This is a genomic window from Candidatus Cloacimonas acidaminovorans str. Evry, assembly GCF_000146065.2.
Lineage (GTDB): Bacteria > Cloacimonadota > Cloacimonadia > Cloacimonadales > Cloacimonadaceae > Cloacimonas > Cloacimonas acidaminivorans.
The window spans coordinates 624,307-650,861 of the sequence record NC_020449.1; the positions used below are offsets into that span (position 1 = coordinate 624,307).

The 26,555-nt window shown below is 39.4% G+C and carries 7 protein-coding genes; all 7 read right to left on the bottom strand.

Translation table 11 applies throughout. The annotated features are described in order from the left end of the window. Positions 1-2: 2 nt before the first annotated feature. The 7 genes from CLOAM_RS02640 to CLOAM_RS02695 all read right to left on the bottom strand — a co-directional run bounded on the left by CLOAM_RS02640 (position 3) and on the right by CLOAM_RS02695 (position 26,139). Positions 3-1,100, bottom strand: a complete 1,098-nt coding sequence (locus tag CLOAM_RS02640) for an MraY family glycosyltransferase (RefSeq protein WP_015424309.1) — start codon at positions 1,098-1,100, stop codon at positions 3-5. A 3,511-nt stretch (positions 1,101-4,611) separates the two neighbouring features. Next, positions 4,612-6,789 carry a T9SS type A sorting domain-containing protein gene (locus CLOAM_RS02650; protein ID WP_015424310.1) on the bottom strand — a complete coding sequence of 726 codons (2,178 nt, stop codon included), beginning with the start codon at positions 6,787-6,789 and terminating at the stop codon, positions 4,612-4,614. Positions 6,790-6,796: 7 nt separating this feature from the next. After that, on the bottom strand, positions 6,797-7,444 hold the full coding sequence (locus tag CLOAM_RS02655; protein ID WP_015424311.1) for a hypothetical protein: 648 nt from the start codon (positions 7,442-7,444) through the stop codon (positions 6,797-6,799). 1,543 nt (positions 7,445-8,987) lie between these two features. After that, positions 8,988-9,566, bottom strand: a complete 579-nt coding sequence (locus CLOAM_RS02665; protein WP_052293572.1) for a transposase — start codon at positions 9,564-9,566, stop codon at positions 8,988-8,990. 2,408 nt (positions 9,567-11,974) lie between these two features. Further along, a complete protein-coding gene (locus tag CLOAM_RS02680) occupies positions 11,975-17,869 on the bottom strand; it encodes a choice-of-anchor J domain-containing protein (protein WP_015424313.1) in 5,895 nt (1,964 codons plus the stop codon). 1,439 nt (positions 17,870-19,308) lie between these two features. Continuing rightward, on the bottom strand, positions 19,309-25,536 hold the full coding sequence (locus tag CLOAM_RS02690; protein ID WP_015424314.1) for a choice-of-anchor J domain-containing protein: 6,228 nt from the start codon (positions 25,534-25,536) through the stop codon (positions 19,309-19,311). 48 nt (positions 25,537-25,584) lie between these two features. Then, positions 25,585-26,139 (bottom strand): hypothetical protein, encoded by a 555-nt coding sequence (locus CLOAM_RS02695; protein ID WP_044278850.1) that lies wholly within the window; start codon positions 26,137-26,139, stop codon positions 25,585-25,587. Positions 26,140-26,555: the final 416 nt, after the last annotated feature.

Genomic DNA, 26,555 nt, shown 5'->3' on the forward strand with positions numbered 1-26,555 from the left:
ATTTACTCCTTTTTGTGTTTTTGCTGGTTTGCCGGAACTACAATTGGCACTTTATCCAGCTTGCGTCCAATAAATAAAAAGAATCCCGCAAAGATAACAGTCGTTATAATCAGTAAATGCCGATTGCCAATTCTGAAAATAATTATTGAGGTTAACGCTATCAGCACATTGATGGTATAAATCATAATGGCGGTAATTTTAACTGAGCCCAAAATAGTATTCATCCTGTGCGTACTATGATCTCTTCCACCTTGTGTAACTTGCCTTCCATCCCTTCTGCGGGTGTAACTTACCAAAGAAATATCAAAAATAGCATAAGAAAGCAAAAGCACCGGTAATAAATAGAAAAACCTGTCATTATAACGATTAGCAGCATAACGAGCCATCAAAATCCCCATTGAGGATAAAAAATAACCGATAAACATACTGCCCGCATCACCTAAAAAAATGCGCGCCGGATTAAAATTATAGGGCAGAAAACCAAAAGTAGAACCCGCAAAACTAAGAGCAATCAAAGCCATTAAAGCCATTGCTTCCTGATTTGCCTGCGTCGTATTGACCAAAGCAAAAGCAAAAAAACCCAGCCCCAAAATGCCTGCCATTCCACTTATAATACCATCCATATTATCCAAAAAATTCAGCGCATTCATCAGCCCTACCATCCAAAGTAACATAATGGGCAAGGAAAGATATATGCTGCCAAACATCAATCCCAATTCGCCGATGGTAAAATTCGTGCCTATAAATAGTAAACTTACCGCTATCTGACCTGCCAATTTTACCGCTGGTTTCATTCCCTTGTGATCATCTATTATCCCTATTAAAACAATTATTATAGAACCGGCTAAATAACCCAGCATCGGCTTGTCCAAATAACGACCCGGAGTAATTAAAACATCATAAATGCAAAGCAATACAAAACCGGTGGCTACACTCAAACCTCCTAAAAGAGGGATGTTTTTCAAGTGTATTTTACGCGCTTCGGGCTTGTCTACGAAGTTCAAAGCACTTGCCAAACGAATGATAAAAGGCGTTAAACCATACACAAATAGCCACGCCATTATGAATACACTTAAGTATTCATAAATCCGGTTTTCCATCGCACCGCTCCACTATTTTCTTACCAAGCAAAAAAAGAAAGAGATTTTGTCAAGAACGAATGAAGAAAATATGGTTGAGATGGTTGAGAAGGTTGAGAAGGTTGAGAAAGTTGAGAAGGTTGAGAAGGTTGAGAAAGTTTAGAAGGTTGGGTGGGTTGAGAAGGTTTAAATGGTTGAGATACCTTAAAGCCCGTAGGGCGAAACAATAATAGCGATGGTGGCGTAAGCCCCTCGGAAAATGAAAACCCCGAGATCCTTTTTCCTTTTATCTTCCCCTTTGCCAAAAGCCCCTTAGGGCGACACAATGATAGCGATGGCGGCGTAAGCCCCTCGGAAAATTCACGATTTAATCGCGGTGAAGTTTTGACTCTAAACCGACCCTTTTGTGGTTGCAACTATATTTTGAGGTAACAGGAAATGTTATTCGTTGCCTTCTACTTTCAAAGCTGAAGCTCGGTTTAGAGTTAAAACAAAAGAAACCGACCCTTTTGTGGTTGCAACTATATTTTGAGGTAACAGGAAATGTTATTCACTGCCTTCTACTTTCAAAGCTGAAGCTCGGTTTAGAGTTAAAACAAAAGTATCCCCCGAAGCCACAAATTCTGAACAATTCCTACCCCACATTTCTGGAGTGAAAAAATACTTTCTTTCACGATTGTGGAATTCGTGAGTTTATTGTAGCTCGGTTGCCAGTTTTCTTTTTCTTTTTTTCCGTGACCGTTGTATTCGTAAGTTTATTGTAGCTCGGTTGCAAGTGTGCAGGGTTCTTGTTTTAACTCACAATTTTGAAGTTTGGAGACCAGTTGAAAGATAGTTGTTAGTGTGCACAAATTGAGGGTTGTGGTTTCCGTGATGGCAGTGGCAAAATTGTAAGTCAAAACAAGCATCGTTGCAACTATATGCAGACGCGATGAGGTTTTGACTCTAAACCGACCCTTTTGTGGTTGCAACTATATTTTGAGGTAACAGGAAATTTTATTCGTTGCCTTCAACTTTCAAAGCTGAAGCTCGGTTTAGAGTTAAAACAAAAGTACCCCCCGAAGCCACAAATCAAGAACAATTCCAATCCAACCCTGCTGATGTGAAAAAATACCTTCTTTCACGATTGTGGGATTTGTGAGTTTATTGTAGCTCGGTTGTAAGTGTGCTTGCTTCTTGTTTTAACTCACAATTTTTTGATTCGGAAATAGGTAAAAGCTCGGCTGAAAGTGAAATAATGAGAGGGATGTGGTTTTCTGGAAGGCAAGTGAAAATTGTAAGTCAAAACAAGCAGAGGGGGGAGGTTTTGACTCTAAACCGACCCTGTAGTGTTTGCAACGAAATTCTGACGCAACAGAAAATTTTGTTCTTTGCCTTCTACTTTCAAAGCTGAAGCTCGGTTTAGAGTTAAAACAAAAGTATCCCCCGAAGCCACAAATCAAGAACAATTCCAATCCAACCCTGCTGATGTGAAAAAATACCTTCTTTCACGATTGTGGAATTCGTGAGTTTATTGTAGCTCGGTTGCCAGTTTTCTTTTTCTTTTTTTCCGTGACCGTTGTATTCGTAAGTTTATTGTAGCTCGGTTGCAAGTGTGCAGGGTTCTTGTTTTAACTCACAATTTTGAAGTTTGGAGACCAGTTGAAAGATAGTTGTTAGTGTGCACAAATTGAGGGTTGTGGTTTCCGTGATGGCAGTGGCAAAATTGTAAGTCAAAACAAGCATCGTTGCAACTATATGCAGACGCGATGAGGTTTTGACTCTAAACCGACCCTTTTGTGGTTGCAACTATATTTTGAGGTAACAGGAAATTTTATTCGTTGCCTTCAACTTTCAAAGCTGAAGCTCGGTTTAGAGTTAAAACAAAAGTACCCCCCGAAGCCACAAATCAAGAACAATTCCAATCCAACCCTGCTGATGTGAAAAAATACTTTCTTTCACGATTGTGGAATTCGTGAGTTCGTTATAGCTCGGTTGTAAGTGTGCAGGGTTCTTGTTTTAACTCACAATTTTTTGATTCGGAAATAGGTAAAAGCTCGGCTGAAAGTGAAATAATGAGAGGGATGTGGTTTTCTGGAAGGCAAGTGAAAATTGTAAGTCAAAACAAGCATCGGGGGGAGGTTTTGACTCTAAACCGACCCTTTTGTGGTTGCAACTATATTTTGAGGTAACAGGAAATGTTATTCGTTGCCTTCTACTTTCAAAGCTGAAGCTCGGTTTAGAGTTAAAACAAAAGTACCCCCCGAAGCCACAAATCAAGAACAATTCCAATCCCACCTTGCTGATGTGAAAAAATACTTTCTTTCACGATTGTGGAATTTGAGGGGTTGGCGAAGCTCGGTTGTAAGTGTGCGGGGTTCTTGTTTTAACTCACAATTTTTTGATTCGGAAATAGGTAAAAGCTCGGCTGAAAGTGAAATAATGAGAGGGATGTGGTTTTCTGGAAGGCAAGTGAAAATTGTAAGTCAAAACAAGCAGAGGGGGGAGGTTTTGACTCTAAACCGACCCTTTTGTGGTTGCAACTATATTTTGAGGTAACAGGAAATTTTATTCGTTGCCTTCTACTTTCAAAGCTGAAGCTCGGTTTAGAGTTAAAACAAAAGTATCCCCCGAAGCCACAAATTCTGAACAATTCCTACCCCACATTTCTGGAGTGAAAAAATACTTTCTTTCACGATTGTGGAATTTGAGGGGTTGGCGAAGCTCGGTTGTAAGTGTGCTTTTTCTTTTTTTCCGTGACCGTGGAATTCGTGAGTTCGTTATAGCTCGGTTGTAAGTGTGCGGGGTTCTTGTTTTAACTCACAATTTTGAAATGAAGAGACCAGTAATAATTTGGTTGTAAGTGTGCACAAATTGTGGGTTGTGGTTTCCGTGAGGGCAGTGGCAAAATTGTAAGTCAAAACAAGCAGAGGGGGGAGGTTTTGACTCTAAACCGACCCTTTTGTGGTTGCAACTATATTTTGAGGTAACAGGAAATGTTATTCGTTGCCTTCAACTTTCAAAGCTGAAGCTCGGTTTAGAGTTAAAACAAAAGTATCCCCCGAAGCCACAAATCAAGAACAATTCCAATCCCACCTTGCTGATGTGAAAAAATACTTTCTTTCACGATTGTGGAATTCGTGAGTTTGTTGTAGCGCGGTTGTAAGTGTGCTTTTTCTTTTTTTCCGTGACCGTGGAATTCGTGAGTTCGTTATAGCTCGGTTGTAAGTGTGCTTGCTTCTTGTTTTAACTCACAATTTTGAAATGAAGAGACCAGTAATAATTTGGTTGTAAGTGTGCACAAATTGTGGGTTGTGGTTTCCGTGAGGGCTGTGGCAAAATTGTAAGTCAAAACAAGTAGAGGGGGAGGTTTTGACTCTAAACCGACCCTTTCTACGGTTGCAACGAGATTTTGAAGCACCAGGAAATGTTATTCGTTGCCTTCAACTTTCAAAGCTGAAGCTCGGTTTAGAGTCAAAACAAAAATTCGCCCCGAAGTTTCTTTCTCCGGGGCGAACATATTATTTTACGAATGTGTAAACGCTCTAACGCGTTACTTCACTATCACCATCTTCTTTGTCTGGTTCAGTGAATTCGTACTCAGTTTGTAGAAATAGATTCCGTTTCCGCAAAGATTGCCTTTGCTGTCGCGGCCATTCCAATTCAAATTATTATTTCCTTCAGTTAGAGAGAAGGTTTTCACAACTTGACCAAGAATGTTATAAATGGTAACAGTTCCGCTGTCACCTTTTTTCACTTCTACGGCAATAGTTGTTCCGCTACCGGCTCTGAAAGGATTGGGATAGGCATTATACATTTTAGTATATTCCGGAAGAATAGGAGGTGTTGTTCCATTTACATAAATTGGAGAAGGTCCGTTAAAAGTGCTGTGATTATTCATTTCTACACATTCCAGCCAGTAGTAATAAGTATGACCAAATTCTACTTCTTTATCAATATGTTTGTAGTTTTGAGTGGTGCTGGTATTAGTGGCAGGAATATAGGCAATTTGAATTGCACTGGCAAGATTATCGGAACCATCATTCCTATAAATATTAAAGCCATTCATATTGGTTTCGGTTTGAGTTGTCCAGGCAATATTCACAAAATTCTCTGCTGTGAGCGTTGCCGCAAAATAACTCAATTCCACCGGCAAAGTAGGATCCTCATTACCTAAAACTACAGGTAAATTTGGAACATCTTTGGCTCCATCTATTGTAAAGGTTATGGTTACACCAGTATTTTGCACTGCATGCCAAATTCCACCTAAGAAATAGGCAGCCCAAGGAGCTGTAGTATTGAAGGTGATTGTCCAAGGTCCGGTACCGATCAAACTCAGGAAATACTGTTCCACAGCTACAAACGAAGGATTAACCCAGGGAGGAAGAACTCCACTACCATAATTGGCATTTCCACCGGTAATTGTAATTGTAACAGTTACGGTAGCTCCTGGAGGGGTAGTAGGAACTCCATCAGGAATATCATAATGAGGTGTTCCCACAAAATTGCAACTCATATTTTCTGAAATATTCGTTACTACAAATTCTGTTGGGTTCCAAGTAAAATGATCCATCACGACAGTGTAAACTGCACCTGTTCCCGCTGCCAAAGTAAATGTATGAGGAGTAATTGCACCACTATCTGATCCATCAACATATATTGCAGCTCCAATAGGAACTGATGTGATTGTCACATCGTAGTTTTGAGGAATTGTTTCTATTTCAACTATAAAACTGGCTTCAGCCCAACCACCATCTGCTTTGGGACTATTTGCCGTGGAAGTGCTACGACCATTCATTTGAACCCGCACTGGAGTATTGATTTTTTTGGTTGCTAAATTATTGTAGGCACAAACTTTCCAGGTATATGTTCCAGCTCCTAAAGCTGTAGGAGTTGTCCAAGAAAGAACATTAGGCAAATCTTGAATTTCTCCATTATTCCAGATTAACCTATACCCCTGTGCATTTTCAACTGCATCCCAAGTTAAAGTTACTGCTGTTGGTTCAGTGAAGGTTAGGGTTGTGGCGTTTGGGGATAGGTTAGCTGGTACTCCTGGAACTACAACTGTTTTCATTACGAAATCTTGATTAGGAGTATCTGCAACTACATCTGTATAAGTTCTGGATGCTGGCTCAAAAATATATCCTGTTTTAGAAGGAGTAACAGTGCCATCCCATCCATCCGGAACCGTTACAGAATAAGCACCGGCAGCATAAGTGATATCTGCGGGTAGAATATCAGTTGCACTGATAGCTACTTCACTTAAATCCCATTGACTGGTTATCGCACCGGAAATGATGTGAGTGGTAGGAGCGAGTGAAGTAAAAATTAAAGGAGTTCCTGGATATCCTGTTCCTCTTCCCCAATATATTGTACCAGTACCAGATAACACTATATCATTTAAAGATCCAGTTGCCTGATCACTTGATCTCTGCGCATTAACTGTTACAATATCTCCATTTTGCCATTGGTTAGTATAATTACCTAATTGAATTTTTAAGTATGTTTGACCACCAAGAGTAGTAAAACCGCACCCGACACTTGATTCAGTTAATGTGTTAGGACTGCTAGTTATTGTTGCTTGAAATGTAATATATTGTTGATCAGTTTGAGCAACTGCTGAATTATCTGAATTTCTTGCTTGAACATATAAGGTTCGAGGTGTATTTGTTTGTGCATATATTGAGAGAACTGAGAGAGCAATTGCAATTATTATTAATACCTTTTTCATTTTAACCTCACTTTTTACCTGATATTTTCATATTAATTGTTTTGCTAGCAGTAGGCCATATTGCTGTTCCAGAGCTATCAAGAAGAAATACATCGCCAATTGAAGCAGGTAATGTATCAGTCCACTCCATGAATTCGCTATCATAGTCTATAGATTCCCAACCCTGAGAAATATTCAGCCATCTAAAAATAGAATTAATATTACCAATCTCATTGCCTATTTGCTCAGCTGCCTGAATATTACCTCTATTAACAGGTACTGTAAGATAGTTATAACCTGGAGTTATATTATAAGTATAATTGGTTGGTAGAGAACCTATGCTATAAAAAGTAGTGTTTGCCGTACATTCTAATAATAAGACATCTCCTGGTACCACTGGCATACTATCTGTCCATTCTTGAAATTCTGTATCATATTCTATAGATGTCCAGCCCTGAAGAGAAGGTACGAATTTAAATATTGCAGTAATATTAGGCATATTACTAGATACTAAATCTTCAGCATTTCCTCCTTCTCCCATAGGTATAGCTACATAGCTAAAGCCAGTGTAACAGTCATATTTAACATATCCGACGACTTCGGAAGGTTCTGATTCGACCGCTGCGAGCATACCAACGGTTAGAATCAGCAGCAGCGGTAATATAAATTTCTTCATAACATTCCTCCTAAAGGAAATGATATTAAGTTACAAAAATTAAGTTATTGTGTCTATTGTTTCGGTTTGGATATCCGAAAGCTAAGGCACGACATTGTTTCTTTATCCGGTGTTTTTTTATTATGCTCTTCACCGGCAATTGCTCTTGAAAAGTGAATAAGACATTACGCATTTTTCTTCTGCATATCTTGCAAAATGGTTATGCGCCAGCTATTGAAAAGTAAAAAAAACTTTCATCGCACATTACACTCTATATACATTTATAGTATATCACACTACAATTACCACTATCTATACAGCCAAAATCCTGTCAAGCAAAAAATCATCTTTTTTTCAATTTTTTTCCTTTTTACGAATTTGTTTGGCAGTGAGGACAAATAACGATCCCGGTATTCACCAAAAAATAGAACACAGATAACTGGATCTACTGGATCAACAGGATTTTTTCCTTTGCCATTATCTCGTAAAAAAAAGTCCCTCTAAATTTGTGTAATCCTGTTCTTCCCTTATCTATTTCCATCTGAGGAATCAAGATGAAAACTGTGTAATCCTGTTCTTCCCTTATCTATTTCCATCTGAGGAATCAAGATGAAAAGTGTGTAATCTGGGAGAGATAATCCTTCCTTTCTCGCACTTGTTTTTTATCACTCTATATACATCTGCCTACCTTACACTACAATTACATAATAAAGCATAAAGGAAAAATGTCAAGCAGAAAATCATCTTTTTTCTGTCTTTTTCCTTGATATTTTTTCACATTCTTTACCTCTTCCTTAATAGCATTGCTTACCCATTGCTTACCCATTACGGATGAAGTGAGTATTAAGTCCGTAATGATAAGACAATATGCTTTGCGCGGTGAAGTTTTGACTCTAAACCGACACTTTTGTGGTTGCAACGAGATTTTGCCGCGGTGAGGTTTTGACTCTAAACCGACCCTTTTGTAGTTGCAACGAAATTTTGAGGCAACAGGAAATTTTATTTCCTGTCTTCTACTTTCAAAGCTGAAGCTCGGTTTAGAGTTAAAACAAAAGTATCCCCCGAAGTCACAAATTCCGAACAATTCCTACCCCACATTTCTGGAGTGAAAAAATGCTTTCTTTCACGATGGAGGAATTTGAAAGAAAGCTGAAGCTCGGTTTAGAGTTAAAACAAAAGAACCTCCTGAAGCCACAAATGATGAACAATTCCTACCCCACATTTCTGGAGTGAAAAAATGCTTTCTTTCACGATGGAGGAATTTGAAAGAAAGCTGAAGCTCGGTTTAGAGTTAAAACAAAAGAACCTCCTGAAGCCACAAATGATGAACAATTCCTACCCCACATTTCTGGAGCGGCTGAATATATATTTTTTCCGTGACCGTGGAATTCGTGAGTTTGTTGTAGCTCGGTTGACAGTGTGCGGGGTTCTTGTTTTAACTCACAATTTTTTAATTCGGAAATAGGTAAAAGCTCGGCTGAAAGTGAAATAATGAGAGGGAAGTGGTTTTCTGGAAGGCAAGTGAAAATTGTGAGTCAAAACGGTTTCCGGGCAAAATTGTAAGTCAAAACAAAATGCTATCCTTCTCAAATGCTCTTTGCATTGACTTTTTTCTTGCTATATCAATAACTTTCAATCTGTATTTTTCCGGATTGACGATATAATCCATCAAGAATTGTTCTGAATATAATTTCCCTTTGCGCATCCTGATATATTCCCTGAAATTGGAATATTCCCATTCTTCTGGAAAACCTACTAAGCCTGCCTGAACAGGATTGGCATGAATATAGGCACAAGCATTGAAGAGATAATTTTCCGTTGGTGTTTCAATATGATGTAAGGGACTGCGAAATATCCTTCCTTTGAAGTTATATTTTTTATTGTAATAGCGTGCATATCTTTTGTGAGTTCTTTCCAGTAATGAACTAATTGCTTCAGGTGCATTTTGACGCAAAAGAAAATGAAAATGATTGGGCATAAGGCAATAGGCAATTACAGTTACTTTATAGTCCAATTCCTTTTTAAATAAGTAAAGATAGGTTTTATAATCACCAGGGTCATAAAAAAGTTTTCTGCTATCAATGGAATGATTTACGATATGGAAATAAGTGTTGAGGGAACGATGAATCATTTTTGTGCGCATTCGGAAATCTCCTGTTTTTATTAGATATGATAAATACTTTCGGGAAGAAAACAAATAATATTTTTGCATTTGCTCTCCCGGATGAAGTTTTGATGCGGTGATGTTTTGACGCGGTGAAGTTTTGACTCTAAACCGATTCTTGCTGTGTTTGCAACTATATGCAAACGCAACAGAAAATTTTGTTCACTGTCTTCTACTTTCAAAGCTGAAGCTCGGTTTAGAGTTAAAACAAAAGTATCCCCCGAAGCCACAAATTCCGAACAATTCCTACCCCACATTTCTGGAGTGAAAAAATGCTTTCTTTCACGATGGAGGAATTTGAAAGAAAGCTGAAGCTCGGTTTAGAGTTAAAACAAAAACAAACCGACTCTTTTATAGTTGCAACTATATGCAGACGAAACAGGAAATGTTATTCGTTGCCTTCAACTTTCAAAGCTGAAGCTCGGTTTAGAGTTAAAACAAAAGTATCCCCCGAAGTCACAAATGATGAACAATTCCTACCCCACATTTCTGGAGTGAAAAAATTCTTTCTTCCACGATGTTGGAATTCGTGAGTTCGTTGTAGCTCGGTTGACAGTGTGCAGGGTTCTTGTTTTTCCGTGACCGTGGAATTCGTGAGTTTGTTGTAGCTCGGTTGACAGTGTGCGGGGTTCTTGTATTTCCGTAACCGTGAAATTCGTAAGTTTGTTGTAGTTCGGTTGTAAGTGTGCGGGGTTCTTGTTTTAACTCACAATTTTTTGATTCGGAAATAGGTAAAAGCTCGGCTGAAAGTGAAATAATGAGAGGGAAGTGGTTTTCTGGAAGGCAAGTGAAAATTGTAAGTCAAAACAAGCAGAGGGGGGAAGTTTTGACTCTAAACCGATTCTTGCTGTGTTTGCAACTATATTTTTGAGGCAACAGGAAATTTTATTCACTGCCTTCTACTTTCAAAGCTGAAGCTCGGTTTAGAGTTAAAACAAAAATCAAACCGACTCTTTTATAGTTGCAACTATATGCAGACGAAACAGGAAATGTTATTCGTTGCCTTCAACTTTCAAAGCTGAAGCTCGGTTTAGAGTTAAAACAAAAGTATCCCCCGAAGTCACAAATGATGAACAATTCCTACCCCACATTTCTGGAGTGAAAAAATGCTTTCTTTCACGATGGAGGAATTTGAAAGAAAGCTGAAGCTCGGTTTAGAGTTAAAACAAAAGTCTGGAATGGCTGAATATGTATTTTTTCCGTGACCGTGGAATTCGTGAGTTTGTTGCAGCTCGGTTGTAAGTCTGCGGGTTCTTGTTTTTCCGTGACCGTGGAATTCGTGAGTTTGTTGTAGCTCGGTTGACAGTGTGCGGGGTTCTTGTATTTCCGTAACCGTGAAATTCGTAAGTTTGTTGTAGTTCGGTTGTAAGTGTGCGGGGTTCTTGTTTTAACTCACAATTTTTTGATTCGGAAATAGGTAAAAGCTCGGCTGAAAGTGAAATAATGAGAGGGAAGTGGTTTTCTGGAAGGCAAGTGAAAATTGTAAGTCAAAACAAGCAGAGGGGGGAAGTTTTGACTCTAAACCGATTCTTGCTGTGTTTGCAACTATATTTTTGAGGCAACAGGAAATTTTATTCACTGCCTTCTACTTTCAAAGCTGAAGCTCGGTTTAGAGTTAAAACAAAAACAAACCGACTCTTTTATAGTTGCAACTATATGCAGACGAAACAGGAAATGTTATTCGTTGCCTTCAACTTTCAAAGCTGAAGCTCGGTTTAGAGTTAAAACAAAAGTATCCCCCGAAGTCACAAATGATGAACAATTCCTACCCCACATTTCTGGAGTGAAAAAATGCTTTCTTTCACGATGGAGGAATTTGAAAGAAAGCTGAAGCTCGGTTTAGAGTTAAAACAAAAGTCTGGAATGGCTGAATATGTATTTTTTCCGTGACCGTGGAATTCGTGAGTTTGTTGCAGCTCGGTTGTAAGTCTGCGGGTTCTTGTTTTTCCGTGACCGTGGAATTCGTGAGTTTGTTGTAGCTCGGTTGACAGTGTGCGGGGTTCTTGTTTTAACTCACAATTTTTTGATTCGGAAATAGGTAAAAGCTCGGCTGAAAGTGAAATAATGAGAGGGAAGTGGTTTTCTGGAAGGCAAGTGAAAATTGTAAGTCAAAACAAGCATCGGGTTTGTTGTAGCTCGGTTGACAGTGTGCAGGGTTCTTGTTTTAACTCACAATTTTGAAGTTTGGAGACCAGTTGAAAGATAGTTGTAAGTGTGTATAAATTGAGGGTTGTTGTTTCTGTGAGGGCTGTGGCAAAATTGTAAGTCAAAACGGTGCCCGGGCAAAATTGTAAGTCAAAACAAGCAGCAAAACAGGCAACAAAAAACCCCCGCCGTAAATAGCGGGGGTTATATTGTTCAGGGAATGCGAAAATTCCCTTGGTTAATTATTTGGAACGCATAGAGAATCCGTTAACTGGACCGAATTCGTATCTATCGTTCTGATTCAGTTTTCCGTTGTGTTTGATGGGTTCACGGAATCTGATTTCTTGATGGTTAGTTTGTTGTCTTCCACCTACGGCGGTTACTTTATAGAACTTCTTGGGAGCGGTAGGTCCGGTATAGGTAGTTCCGCGCACGGTTGCTTCCAGAGTGTAGGTTCCATAGGGATCATCAGCACTGTAAACATTATAGGCAACTGCGCCGGTTACAGGTGTCCAGCTAAGCTGTCCTGTTCCTGAAATAGTAGCAACCGGTGCTGTGGCCAAAGTTCCGTAAGGAATGGCAAAAGCGGTAAGCTCATAACCGCTGGCAGTGAATTTACCTACTTTATAGGCACCACCATAAGTTGTATCAATCCAGTATAAGGCGCCTCCACCTGCATAACCAGCAAGGTAGAGTAAACCACTATCCTGATCAAAGGCAGCATCTTGAGCATAGTTGAGGTCTATACCCAAGAAACCAACTAAGGTAAGTTCATAGGTAGCGGGATTGATGGTCCACAAGCAATCGTTACCCAGATCAATACCATAAAGGATATTGTTGGTATTGTCATAAGCAATATCAATCATCAAACCGCCCAGATTAGTAATGCTATAATTGGTTCCTTCCAGGTTATACCACAAAGAATCGCCAACACCTATAGCTCCAGTAGCGGGGTCCATAACATACAGATAACCGGTACTGCTAACACCATACATAATGTCGTGTGTATCATCCCAGGCGTTACCCATTATGGCTGCACCCAGATCACCCTGATCTGTATAGACACCAGTTAAGGGGTCTATGTTTACATAGTTATCAGTTGCCAAAGTGCCGTCGTCATATTCCACACCCATCCATTGACCATTTTTCCAGTCAGCTCCGGCAATGAAATAACTTCCGGTATAACCATTGGGAAGAGCATTCAGAACACCCGGATTTGCCAGATTGAACTGGACAAATTGATCGGTCTGAGCATTATTGGCTAAACCAGTTACATTCAAAGGCAAACAGATGAGAGCATCGTATAAGGTATTGTTATCTGGAACTTCATCCCCAACCAGGTTTGTAGTAATTACCACTGATTCTGCAGACCAAAGAGTGGGAGTAAGAGGTGTGAAAGTAACTTGCTGCGTAGCTCCTAAAGCTAATCCGGTAACGGTTTGAGTGCTGGAATAAGTTCCGATGGTGCAGGTAACTGCAAATGTTTCAGTATTTAAACCATTGTTACCGACAGTAGCTATCGGAGTAACCACGGTATTTTCCGGAACAACTTGATTTTCTACATCATAGCTTACCACCTTTACATCATGGTCAGGCGGCAAAGATATAGCTACATCATCAATATACCAGTAATCAAACTGATAATGATTTCCATCCAATACCCAGGCAACATAAGTAGTGGGATGATTTGTTAAACCGGTAATTAGAGCTGTTTGATTGCCTGTTACATCTCCACTTCCACTAATAATTGACCAAGGTGTATCGTACCAGGTATTAAGGTCAAAGCTATATTGCACTTTAGCTGTTATACCAGCTGCATAATCATTATAATAGGTATTGAAGTTGATGGCGACATTGGCAATTCCATCAGTATTTAAAGGAGGAGCGATTAAGCGGGAAATACCTGTTCCGGATGCCCAGCTTGCCATCATTTCATAAGCTGTGCCACCGGCACTATTAGTATTACTAAGAGTCCAACGGTTACTGGTAACTCCTCCCGAATAGGTCTGAGACCAGTTGAGGGGCCAAGTGCCATCCGTGCCAAAATCCTGTGCGTAGGGAATATTTACACGAGGATCAGATTGGATTTCAAACGAGTAAGCCGGTTCTACAACTGCACTGCCATCATCATTAATTGCTTCTACAGTCCAATACCAGCGATCCAGATAATTGAAGGTAATTCCACCCTCGGTTACAGGATTGAAATAGGTATTAGTTGTTTCCCATCTGTAATCATCATAGATTGTCTCTTCATCCTGAGACATATAGACAGCATAATAAGATGGAATTCCACCGGTAGTAGCTTGTGTCCAGGTTAAGTTAAATCCTGTTTGTGGAATACCAGTAGCTCCATTGGCAGGATAAGTAAGGATTACTGGATCAGGTGGACCTGAAGGAACATAGAGATTGGGACCGGCAACATCATCAATTATTCTAAAGTTACCACCGGTATGAACACTCTTGAAAGCAATAACTACATTCTGTCCGTTATAGGCACTTAAGTCAATTGAAGCCATTTGCCAGGTAGTTGTGAAGGTGAGATAATCACCTGTCCACAAAATAGTGTTAAAGTTCTCAGGAGCATTACCGGTTGTGGAAAGCATTACATAGGTATATTCATCAACATAATCCCAGCTGGATGACTCGCTATTATCACGATACCAGAAAGTGAGTGTATTAGCACCATCTTCTATAGCAAGAGTAGGAGTCATCAACCACCAGGTTCCTGCTGTATAACCGGATTTTACTGATTTTGTTCCGGTATGTGCATAAGTAGTATAAATTTCCCAAGGAGTAGTGGCAGTTGCCCAACCCGCAGGCGGGAAAGTATCACCTTCAAAACCCTGATAAAGAGCATGCTCACCTAAGGCATTCCCTGATAATGTAACATCATAGTTGGTAGCATTATAAACCATCTGCAGGGTAGCAGTATGATTGCCTATGGCAGTGGGATTATAACGAACAGGAATAATTACCGATTGAGCGGAACCTAATTCTGCGGGCAAATTCACAGGATCAAAAGAAAACATTGAAGCATCTGCTCCAATTATATTTACATCTGCTACAGCAAGATTAAGCACTCCAGCACCGGTATTGGTAACAGTTACATTTTGATAAGCAGTGGGGGTATTAACAAAGCCAGTTCCAAATGCTATACTGGTAGGGCTATAATTAAAGACAGGAGCAGCAGGAATTGCTTCTAACAGAAAATCATCAATTCCGAAATCATAATAAGTAGAACCAGATGCAGTTTGATGGAAGGCAACATAAATTCTATTACCGGTAAAGGCATTCAAATTCAATGTGTGCTCAGTCCAGGTAGTCAAGTTGCAGGTAAAGGTTCCCAGATTATTTGTGAAAGAAGCAATATTATTATCAGTAGTAGAAACCAATACAGTATAGGTATTGGGATAAGAAGCTGATTCTACAGCATCCCACCATTTAATCCGCAGGTCTTCACTTGCTTGAATGGGAGGGGTAATTAACCAGTCATCTGTATTTCCCATCCCTTGAGCAACATAATCTCCTGTGTGAGCATCAATATAAGTTGGACCTCTTCTCCAGGTATAAGAATCAGTATTGGCATTTATAACTGTCCAACCGAGGACAGGTGCTGGAGGAGTTCCTGTCCAGGTGTCTTCAAAACCATTGGAATAGGGTAATTGAGCACTGGTAATTGTAGGATCATAACATACGGCACTCAAATTAACAGTTGTTACGCCTCGGTTATCAGTAATAGTAACAGTACCATTGTGAGTTCCAGCTGCCGTAGGAGCATACTGAACGGTAAAGGTAGCAGTTTGACCAGTTGTCAGGCCTACAGGGGCAGGATTAGTAAGCAGTGTATAATAATCTCCTGCTATAACTATGGAAGACACATTAAGAGTACCAGTACCTGTATTACTAATCGTAAAGTCCTTAGTTTTGGTAGTATTAATTATGGTCTGTCCAAAATCCCAACTGGTAGGATTACAGCTTATGATTGGAGCAGTAGGAATTTCACGCACTGTAACATTATCTACATATACATTGTTATCTCCACCGGCAACAGTTGATTCGCCGTAAAAAGCAAGATATTTAGTTCCTGAATATGTATTCAAGCTTATGATATGATTTTCACCCGAGGGAGAAATATTATCAAACACATAAGTGGAACCTGTATTATTCCATTCCCTAAGAACAATAGGATTGGTCATTAGAGCGCTATCACTAATTAAAACGATGAATTTATCATCTGCTTGCTCTCCAGGAGTAGGTGGTGTAGCTATTCCATTATAAGTAGTTAACGCCAGATCAAATTTAAGCTCGTAGCCAGCACCAGGAATTGCAATGGGCGGTGTAACCAACCAATACTTTGTAGAAGTAGACCAGATATTAAGACGACCGGACATATTTTGCGGAGTAGTTACTACATTGGCAAAATCATCATAATTCCATCCGCTGGTTGTAGAAGTAGGTGTCTCAGAGGGGTAAAGACCGGTTAAGCGTGACCAATTAAGAGGCGGGAAGTTGGTAGTTGTACCGAAATCCTCAACCCAGGGGAAGGTAGAAATGATCGGATCTGCCCTGGTTGTAAAACTTCTTACTGTAGCAGTCGGACCATTACCTACTCCGTTATAAGCTAAGACCGTCCAGAAATAAGTTGTATTATATGCCAGAGGAGTAGTTAAAGTATAGGTAAGAGCATTCAGGTCTGCTTTTAGAGTTGTAGGTGGATTATTGGTATCACAGTAGAGTTTGTAGCCGGTAGGCACGCCACCTGTTGTAGGAGCTGTCCAAGTAAATGTTGTTAATTCATTTACATTGGTTGCCAGGTCTGCCGGGGTGCTTAAAGTAGGAGCTCCAGGTACCTCAGGAGTAATGTCCGGACCAATCATCAAATCAACATAATAGGAGGTATATGATTGGCCACCTGTTCTTACACCAAGATAGTAATTATTTCCCGCAAGAGAACTTAAGTCCACAACTGTATTATACCAGGTGTAAGTTGCAGAATGAGTAATGCTGCTAAGCTGAGTCCAGGTAATTCTATCCGGTGAAGAGATAACTTCTATAGTACCACTTGTGCTGGAGCATAAGGTCCACAAATTCAAAGTACTGGTGCCGGTTATAGTAACTTTAGGTGTGGAAAGGATATATTTACTTGTATCATACGGGTATTTATAAGCTGAAGCAACTCCCTGTTTAGCATAACTTGTGGAGCGACTCCAGGTACCTGGATTTGCCCAACCCGCTGGCGGAAATGATGTATTTTCAAAGCTCTCTGCTACTTGAGTTGTAGTTGGCGTTTTAAAACTCCAGGTAGGACAACCGGTTGCTTCTCCAATAAGATTTGCAGGTACAACTTTCCAATAGTATGTATTGCCAGCTGCTAAAGTTGGAGTATAAGTGAGAGCTGTTTGATTATCACTAACCAGAGGAGGGGTTGAAGATGTTCCGAAATATACATCATAAGATGAAGGAAATCCGCCACCACTATTCCAGGATAAAATATCTCCAATCATAGCCCAGGCATCATTTGCAGGGCTAACTAATACTGCTGGATTAGGTGCTGAGGTAGGATTAGATGTTGTCATATTTATCTGGATATTAGGTCTGGCAGTAGATAAACTTAAAGGAGGAGGATTAACAGAATCACTACTTCCTAAACGGCAACGGTTATATCCTGTAGTAGCCGTATAATACCAGTATGAATGAGGTGCAGTGTAGGGTGCATTTTGGGTATATACAGAAACAAGTAAGTTACCACCAGTATAGTTAAAATCGGTGATATCAACTTCATACCATCCGCCACCGGAACCGAGATCAATGTTGGCAATTTCATAAACTAAGGTTCCTGGATCTTCCCAGTTTACATCTGTAAATACTGTATTGGTAACTGTTTTAAGCCAAATCTGGGTAGTCCCGATAGCGCTTGCATCGGCACCGGTATCACTACGATACCATCTTAATTTATTAATAGTACCTGGATATCCTATTTCACTTTCTAAATAAATGCACTGGGAACGGGAATACACAAAATAGTCATTAAAAGGATAACGACCCGTGGATGTTCCTGTTCCAATAGTTATATCTGTTTGGGCAAAAGCCAAAGCAGCTATAACCAATGCTAAGGTTATAAGTAATAATTTCTTCATACTAAAAACTCCTTGTTTAGATGTTTTTCTTGAAGAGTTCTTTAATTAGTTAAACGATAGGCATTGCCTTGGTTTTAAAGCTTAGAGTTTGTGGTTTAATCAATGGCAGGTAAGGTAATGCCAGGTTTGATTTTGATGGTTTAAGCTCTGAAGGAAGAACGCGGCTTGTTTCTTTTGCACTGTTCTTTAGTAATAATGTGCGATGATTGTTACAAAAAGAGTGCAATAAGTTTTTAAGATTGCGTTTTCCTGTTTCAAGCGTATTGGTTTTACGGGAAAAATAGCATATATTATTATAATTATAGGTTTGGGAAGAGGTTATCCGGTTGTGGCAATTTTGAGTAAAAGCTGCTTTATCCTGGTTGTTCTTCCTTATATATTGGATAGAGATTAACCTATTTTTCCGGTTGTTTGTTTTTGAAGGGTTAAAGAAAATAAATATAGAATTGGATAGACACCAAAGTGCATAGTTCTCTAACTTCCGGTTTGTTACCATCATCGGCTTTATAGACCTTGGGCAAATCCACAAATACATCTAAACTCCTTTGATACGGAAGAACGATATACTATCGTTCGTTGATAGTTCGTCACTACCGCAGTATTTTTTTTACAATCCTTTTGGTAGTGAGAACTTATATCTATACCGGCTAAATACAACATAGAAATTTGTATTCAACCATTTTTTGCTTCGTCTTTAGAATAATATAAACCAAATTATCCCTCTGGCAAGTTGGCAGGAAAAATAGCTGTTTTTGTTCAGACATTCTTCTTAACTTACCAGTTTTAAGGATATTACTTAACTTTCACGATGTGTTCACCATCCTATTAATCCATTTTAATAGCTCCCGAATTTATGTCAAGTAAAAAAATAAGGTTTCGGGGAGTTTTGATGATGTTTTGACTCTAAACCGACCCTTTTATGGTTGGAACTATATTTTGAGGCTGTGATGTTTTGACTCTAAACCGATCCTTTTGTGGTTGCAACTATATGCAGAGGCAACAGGAAATTCTGTTCGTTGCCTTCAACTTTCAAAGCTGAAGCTCGGTTTAGAGTTAAAACAAAAGAACCCCCCGAAGCCACAAATTCTGAACAATTCCTACCCCACATTTCTGGAGTGGCTGAATATATATTTTTTCCGTGACCGTGTAATTCGTGAGTTTGGTGTAGCTCGGTTGACAGTGTGCAGGTTCTTGTTTTAACTCACAATTTTGAAGTGAGGAGACCGGTAATAATTTGGTTGCAAGTGTGTTCAAATTGAGGGTTGTGGTTTCCGTGATGGCAGTGGCAAAATTGTAAGTCAAAACAAGCATCGGGTTGTGGTTTCCCGGGCAAAATTGTAAGTTAAAACAAGTAGAAGAAGAGATGTCCCCGTCGTTTATTTTGACGGGGACATCAATGTTCAGGAAGAGGTTGACAGCAAAGTCAGCCTTCCTGTGCTTTACTTTTTACTTTTGGCAGGGGGTTCTAATTCCTTAGCAATAGGCATAGTCCCGTCTGCAGAAGCGATTTTGAAGAACTGTTTTGCTAATGGAGCTGATATAGTGTAGGAGGTTGTATTTTCGTAATCAAGAACCGTAAATGTACCATAAGGATCACCGGCAGCATAGATTACATAATAATCAGCACCAGGATCGGCATTCCAGGAAAGTTGAACTGTAGTTCCAACCTTGGTAGCGACCACATTTTGAGGTTTGGCAAGTTTTCCTAAGTGATTAGATATAATAGCATTTGACTGTAATCCTCCACTATAATTAGCTATTACAGCCCACTTATATTTTCCACCAGGTTGAGTTCCAAAAGTCGTATCCATATAGGTAGTATCAGATAAACCAGTTTGTAATAGAGACCAGTTTGCTGGAGTTCCTTCATCAGCAGTCAGGAAACGATACACACTGTAATTCAGGAACCAGCGATCTCCAGGATTGCGGGAAGCAAACTGAGTTGCAACTATATTTCTGCTTGCTGGTCCAATATAAATGTCATCAATATACCATCCTGCATAAGAAACTGTAGTAGTAGCAAACCATTCAAAACTTATCTCTACACTATTCATATTAGCATAAGCGGAAAGGTTGATAGTAAGTTCCTGCCAAGGCATAAAGACAGCGGAAGAACTATTTCCCCAAACCGTAGTGCCGTTTACCTTTATCAAGCCATAATCCCAAGTATTGTAACCATTCATATAGTGCCAAAAACTTAAGACAGGATTGGAAAAAATGGAGAGGTCAAAAGTTTTACGTAAATAAGACCAGGTATTGCAATTGGAATAACTTCCCTCCAATACCGTTCCCCACATCCCGGTTCCGGAATGTGCAGATTGAGGGGGTGTATCCACATAGGTATCTATATCTACATAATTAGCTAAATTATAATGACCCCATTCCCAATCTCCATATCCACTGCTAACCCAGCCACCATTATCTGATTCAAAGTCGCAAAAATAGTAATTAGGTACTCCAGCAGGTTCCCAAGTAAGAGAAACATCGTTTCCGGAATGAGTAGCAACAAGGTTATAAGGTGTCCAGAGGTATTCCGTCAGATTGATAGTTCCCACATTCACATTGGTTTCAACAACATCCAGGGCACTAATATAGGTTTGATAACCTTCTTTCTCAACAGTTAAAGCATAGCTCAAGGTATCCGCACTGCCCAAAACATAAGTAATAGTGAAAGCACCACCGGTTCCTGTAACTGTTTCATAATTTTCAATTCCGGATATGCTAACAGTTGTGCCAACCAAGCCAGAAGGATAATCATTGGCAGTAACAATTCCGCTAACTGTTACCCGGGGCATAGGCACTAAATTGAAGTTTTGAGTTACAGTAGTTCCTAAGGTTAGAGCTATATCTGTAATAGTAAGATTGTAATAAGCATGCATACTTGCGGTGGCATCAACTGTTAATGATTCCCAGAAACCAATGTGGTAAAAACCATCTTCATTAGTGGTAGTTGATACTCGTTCAGTAAGAGTAATGGTTGCTCCTACAATTGGTTGATTGGTAACAGAATTGCGAACATAACCTTCCAGCACTGCTTGTTGCTGCATAACTGCATTTTGAACAACGAAGTAAGTATTGGGAACATAACCGACGGCAGTTCCAGCTGCAGAAGGTGCCAGAGGGTTATAAGTTTCAGAATCGCTTTGTAAATATCGAGAGCGATTAGTATGTTCAGCAGTAGTTGTATAGTAGAATTTATCGCTTGAGTTATAATAAGAAGTATCCATCGGACGATTCACTCGTGTAGCAAGAACTCCACCCGTGAAATTGAAAGGTGTATCCAAAGGAATAACAACTTCGTTAATTCCATTCGGGAAGGTAACCGTTCCATCAAATACAAGAGTATAGTTCGCACTCGGTAACCAACCATTCACAAGGGAGGTAGAATCAGTATGCGCCATCCAGATTTTTACCGACTTATCAAGTAGTGTTTCCACAAAATTATTCTTATAGACAATAGCAGTAATAGTTCCGGTTTGCAGATGCATTTCATCCGTGAAATATAGCTCTTCGGTTACACTGTTCTTATAATACATATTCAAAGGCAGATAATTACCGGTTGTCGTGCTGGCATCGTCACCCACAGGAATAATGGTCATTGTAGGATCAACTACATAAGCGTCTATAATATTGGAAGAATTATTAGAAGGATTACCGTCTCCAGCTAAAATTACTTCTCCGTAAAGAGGATAAACACCTCCGTTAGCCGGAATCCAGGAAAGGGTATGCTGAGCGGTAGCTCCACTAGTAAGAGGAGCATTGACATTTAAGGTAGCCAAAGTTTCGGTTCCGGTTTTCAAATTCACCGTATAAGAGTTTTGTTCGGCAGTTCCTTCATTGAACACACTAATACTATAATCATAACTATTACCCGCTTGAATAAAGGTAGGTCCGCTAATTGAAGTAGCAGCCAAGTCCGCTGGTATTAGTTCAATAAATTTAACATCGTCAATATAAAGAGAACGGGAACTTCCTCCCAAGCCATGTTTGAAACAAATATACTGATCGGTTCCCACATAATCCTGAAGTGAGATTACATATTCCGTTTTAGTAGCAGTAAGATTAATAGAGGTAATCTGGGTAAAGATACCAGTAGAATCTTTTGCACTAACTGTTCCGATCAGGATCGGGTAACCTGCAGTGCTGCTACGGGCATAGAATTTTAGTTTAATTCTGTTTATAGACCTGGCAGAGAGATCAATCGGAGGAGAGATTAACCTCAAATCAGCATTAGTATCTGAGCTATTGGATAGTTGAACACTATTAGGCGGGCTTTGGGCATAAGTAGTACTACTGTAAGTGCGAACATAAGCAGAAGTGGAAGTTGAATTAATATAAGCTTTCCAGCCCCAGGGCAGAGTAGGAGCAGTTACTTCATCAAAGTATTCTATGTAGGGAAGAGATGTTATAGTAGGATCAGGCGCAATAGTAAAACTCCAAACCATAAATTCATGCGCTAAAGGATCCGGACACAATCCATCTGCATTGTAAGGTAAAACAGCCCAATACCAGGTACTGCTAAATGGCAATATAATATCCTGTTCGGAAAGATTTAAGCTGGTATTTTCTGTCTCAAACGAATATTCACCAAAATAACCTTCTTCCGGATTAAAGGGATTCTCTCCTACTAAAACTTCATAGTAAGCAGGATTTCCACCAGTTATAGCAGGAGTCCAATTGACTTCTGCATTTTCGGGGTCTATATAGGTAGCTCCATTTATAGGACTTACCAAAGTAACATGATCAGGTGCACCTGCAGGAGTTAAACGAACCATCACATTATCTACGAAGAAATCATTATCTCCGCCAGTGGCAATAGATTCTCCATAAAAGGCTATATATTTAATACCAGTATAATCATCCAAAGAAATTGTTACATGCTCACCGGTATATGGTATATTATCATAGACATAGGGTGAACCGGTATTATTCCATTCTCTAACAATATTAGCCGTAGACCAGCTACTTCCATCGCCGATTAGTATAATGAATCTATCATCAGTCGGAGCATCAGCAGGAGCATAATTTCCATAGTCAGTTAATCCGATATCCAAGTCCAGCTGATAACCGGTATCGGGAATTTGAACAGGAGGCGTAATCAACCAGCCAGACCTGTTTGTGCTATAAATATTCATTCTTGCTGCAAAGTTTACAGGGCTTACCGTTGTATCATTTAACCAGTTATCCTGAATCCAATATGATGTACTGGAAGTAATTGTAGTCGGATCTGCCAATAAACCGGTTCCCCGAAACCAATTCGTAGGTGGGAAGGTTGTTCCTGTTGTTCCGAAATCTTCCAGCCAGGGTAAAGTATAAATAGTAGGATCGTTTCTGGTTGTAAAGCTTCTTACTGTAGCTGTAGGACTCTCGCCGGCACCGTTATAAGCTGAAACTGTCCAATAATAGGTTGTGCTGTAATCCAGCGGAGTTGTAAGAGTAGTAGTAAGCGATGTAACATCAGCTAACATTGTAACAGGTGGATTATTGGTATCACAATAGAGTTTGTAACCGGCAGGCACACCACCTGTTGTAGGAGCAGTCCAAGTAAAGGTAGTAAATTCATTTACATCGGTTGCCAGGTCTGCAGGAACACTTAGAGAAGGTGCTCCGGGTGTTTCGGGAGTAAATTCAGGACCAAAGACCAGATCAACATAGTAACTTGCTGATTGTAAACCGGTTCTGATTCCCATGTAATAGTTATTGCCTGCAAGAGAACTTAAGTCCACAATCGTATTATACCAGGTATAGGTTGCTGTATGAGTAATATTGCTGCTAATCTGAGTCCAGGTAGTTCTATCCGGAGAATAGATAATTTGCAAAGTACCAGATGTAGAAGAACATAAAGTCCAGAGGTCTAAAGTACTTGTTTCAGTTATCGTTACTTTAGGGGTGGACAGAATATACTGTGTGGAAGTTGAACCAGATTTGTAAGCGGAGGCAGTTCCGTGTTTCTTATAGGTTGTAGAACGACTCCAAGTTCCTGGATTTGCCCAACCCACAGGCGGGAAAGATGTATTTTCAAAGCTTTCTGCCAATTGAGTAGCAGTTGGGGTTTTAAAACTCCAAATCGGACAGTCAGTAGCATCTCCATATATATTACCAGGAACAATTTTCCAGTAATAAGTGGTTGCTTCATTAACAGTTACATCATAAGTGGTTGTTGCTTGATTACTACTTACCAGAGGAGGATCAGATGTAGCTCCGAAATATACATCATAAGTTTCAGGAATTCCACCAGTTAAAGGGGGATTCCAAGAAAGGGTTACATTTCCAGGAAGGACCCAACTGTTATTTAAAGGAGAAATAAGAGTTGAGGGACCTGGTGCTTCATGAGTAAATTCCGGACCAAAAACAGCATCTACATAAATAGTGCCAGTAGTAGTATGAGTGGGTGATCGAAAAGCAAGGTATTTTTCCCCGGCGTAGTTGCTCAAATCTATAGATATATTATACCAGACATTGGCAGCAGCGTAAGTAATATCAGACCCGATTTGAGTCCAGTTGGTCCTGTCAGTTGAATATAAGATTTGTAGTTTTTGGCTTACATTTGTTGCCCTTGTAAAGAAATTCAATGTACTACCGGTGGTAATTGTGCATTTAGGTGTTGAAATATCATATACAGAAGTGGTAGAAGTTAAAGCATACATACTGGCAGTTCCATTAATAGAAGCGGCAGTTGACCTTCCCCAATAAGTTGTATTTGATGTTGTCCTAATCCAACCAAGTGGTGGGAAAGTTGTATTTTCAAAACTTTCTGCCAGTTGAGTAGTAGTTGGGGTTTGGAAACTCCAGGTTACGACTCCTGTAGCAGGTCCAAAACTATTGTAAGGGATAACTTTCCAGTAATATGTGGTTTCAGGTTCTAAAGTAGGAGTGTAAGTAGTTCCCGTTTGGTTATCACTAACTAAAGTAGTTCCATCTACTGTATCTAAATAGACATCATAACTGCTGGGATAACCTCCACCACTTTTCCATTGCAACTTATCATTGAGAAAAGCAAAACCATTATTAAGGGGCCAAGACAATACTGCAGGATTGGGAGCAGAATCAATTTTTATTAACTGTATATTTGGACGGTTTAAAGTTCTTGTTCCAACACCATCAGCAGTTGTTGGAAAATGGGCATCTAAAGCTTTATAAACGCTCAAATAAGTATTAGAAGGAGTTGGAGTATAACAAAAAGTAGGATAGCCGCTAACCCAAGCTCCATCCCAGTTTTCACATAGGATTTCTATGTTGTTTTCATTATCCCAGTAAAAAGGAGTAGAAAAGAAAATGGCAAACCAGCCACTTCCATTATAGACCAAATTACCCTGAAAGACATAGGTAAAATTAGCATTATTAGGGTAAGCGGTTCCTGTTTCATCGGTAGCTGTTCCATAAGTAGCTAAAGTTGTGTGCCGGATATAAACTCTTTGGTCTAACATTTCATAATTAACAGGGGTGTTGCCAACATAGAAAGCAATGGCATCAATGTTACCAGCAGTAGTTAAACCGGCAGCATTTATCTCCGTTTTAGTATAAATTGTCTTACTCCAGCTATAGTTATATAATCCGTAAAAAGGGACATAACTTTGTGTGCTTGTTCCGGTTCCAATAGCATATTCGACACCAAAGGCGAAAGCCACAATTAGCACGAGCAAAGGGATAAGTAATAATTTCTTCATAATAAAAACTCCTTGTTTTAGATGTTTTTTTAAAGAGTTAGTTTATTGTTAAACGATAGGCATTACCTTTGCTTTACAGCTTAAGGTTTGAGTGTTGCATAATGGATAGTCAAGGTAAGCCATAACTAATTTTGAAGGTTGAAGAAAGAAGTGAAATGTAGCTTCTATCCTTTCCGATGTGGTTCTGTATAATGTGCGATGGTTATAACTAAAATACACCGGCAGGAAAACAGAAGGTTGCATTTCGTTTATATACGGGGATGATTTGTTAGCCACCGAGAACACTGAAGCCATTGAAGCCACCGAGAAATTGATTAGAATTGAAAAAGGAGCGATAAAGGACACAATAAAATTGACAAGATGAAGAAAAAGAAGGGGAGAGATACTTAAGAAAGGAAGTAGTAGTTCATTTGTTAGAAAACAAAAAAGGACAGTATTTGTCATTGGATAAACACTTGGGAAAGGAAGAATAGCTATTACATAAGAAACAGCAAAGAATAAAATTGCTGGCACTAACAATAATGCAGAAAAGTAATTACAATTTTCCTTTCTTTTACCACTCATTCCCCCAAAAGTGGTCCCCGTAAATTTTATTTGTCTCATAACACCCCTTCCTCGCTTGTTAGAGACCAAAGTTCACTTTTCTTACTTTGCCGAAATAACAACGATCTCAGCAAGACCATAACCACTAATAGTAAGAAATATTTTCTACACTTTAAACATAATAATCAGATTGAATATCTTGTCAAGTAAAAAATGAAAAAAATTAAGAATGGAGGTTTGAGAATGAATTAAGTCAGGAGTCGGCACTGGTGTAAGTTTCACGCAGATTACGCAGATTACGCAGATTTATTGTTTAGCCACCGAAGCCACCGAAACTAACAAAATTGATTTTTCTATTAGGTTATTTTATATTTTCCTTTTTCATTTTGCCGTCAGTTTCACGCAGATTACGCAGATTTATTGTTTAGCCACCGAAGCCACCGAAACTAACAAAATTGATTTTTCTATTAGGTTAT

What these genes read in the sequence shown, in the direction of transcription:
- CLOAM_RS02640 (WP_015424309.1), bottom strand. Translation starts at nt 1,100, where the DNA reads ATGGAAAACCGGATTTATGAATACTTAAGTGTATTCATAATGGCGTGG.
- CLOAM_RS02690 (WP_015424314.1), bottom strand. Translation starts at nt 25,536, where the DNA reads ATGAAGAAATTATTACTTATCCCTTTGCTCGTGCTAATTGTGGCTTTC.
- CLOAM_RS02680 (WP_015424313.1), bottom strand. Translation starts at nt 17,869, where the DNA reads ATGAAGAAATTATTACTTATAACCTTAGCATTGGTTATAGCTGCTTTG.
- CLOAM_RS02655 (WP_015424311.1), bottom strand. Translation starts at nt 7,444, where the DNA reads ATGAAGAAATTTATATTACCGCTGCTGCTGATTCTAACCGTTGGTATG.
- CLOAM_RS02650 (WP_015424310.1), bottom strand. Translation starts at nt 6,789, where the DNA reads ATGAAAAAGGTATTAATAATAATTGCAATTGCTCTCTCAGTTCTCTCA.
- CLOAM_RS02695 (WP_044278850.1), bottom strand. Translation starts at nt 26,139, where the DNA reads ATGAGACAAATAAAATTTACGGGGACCACTTTTGGGGGAATGAGTGGT.
- CLOAM_RS02665 (WP_052293572.1), bottom strand. Translation starts at nt 9,566, where the DNA reads ATGCGCACAAAAATGATTCATCGTTCCCTCAACACTTATTTCCATATC.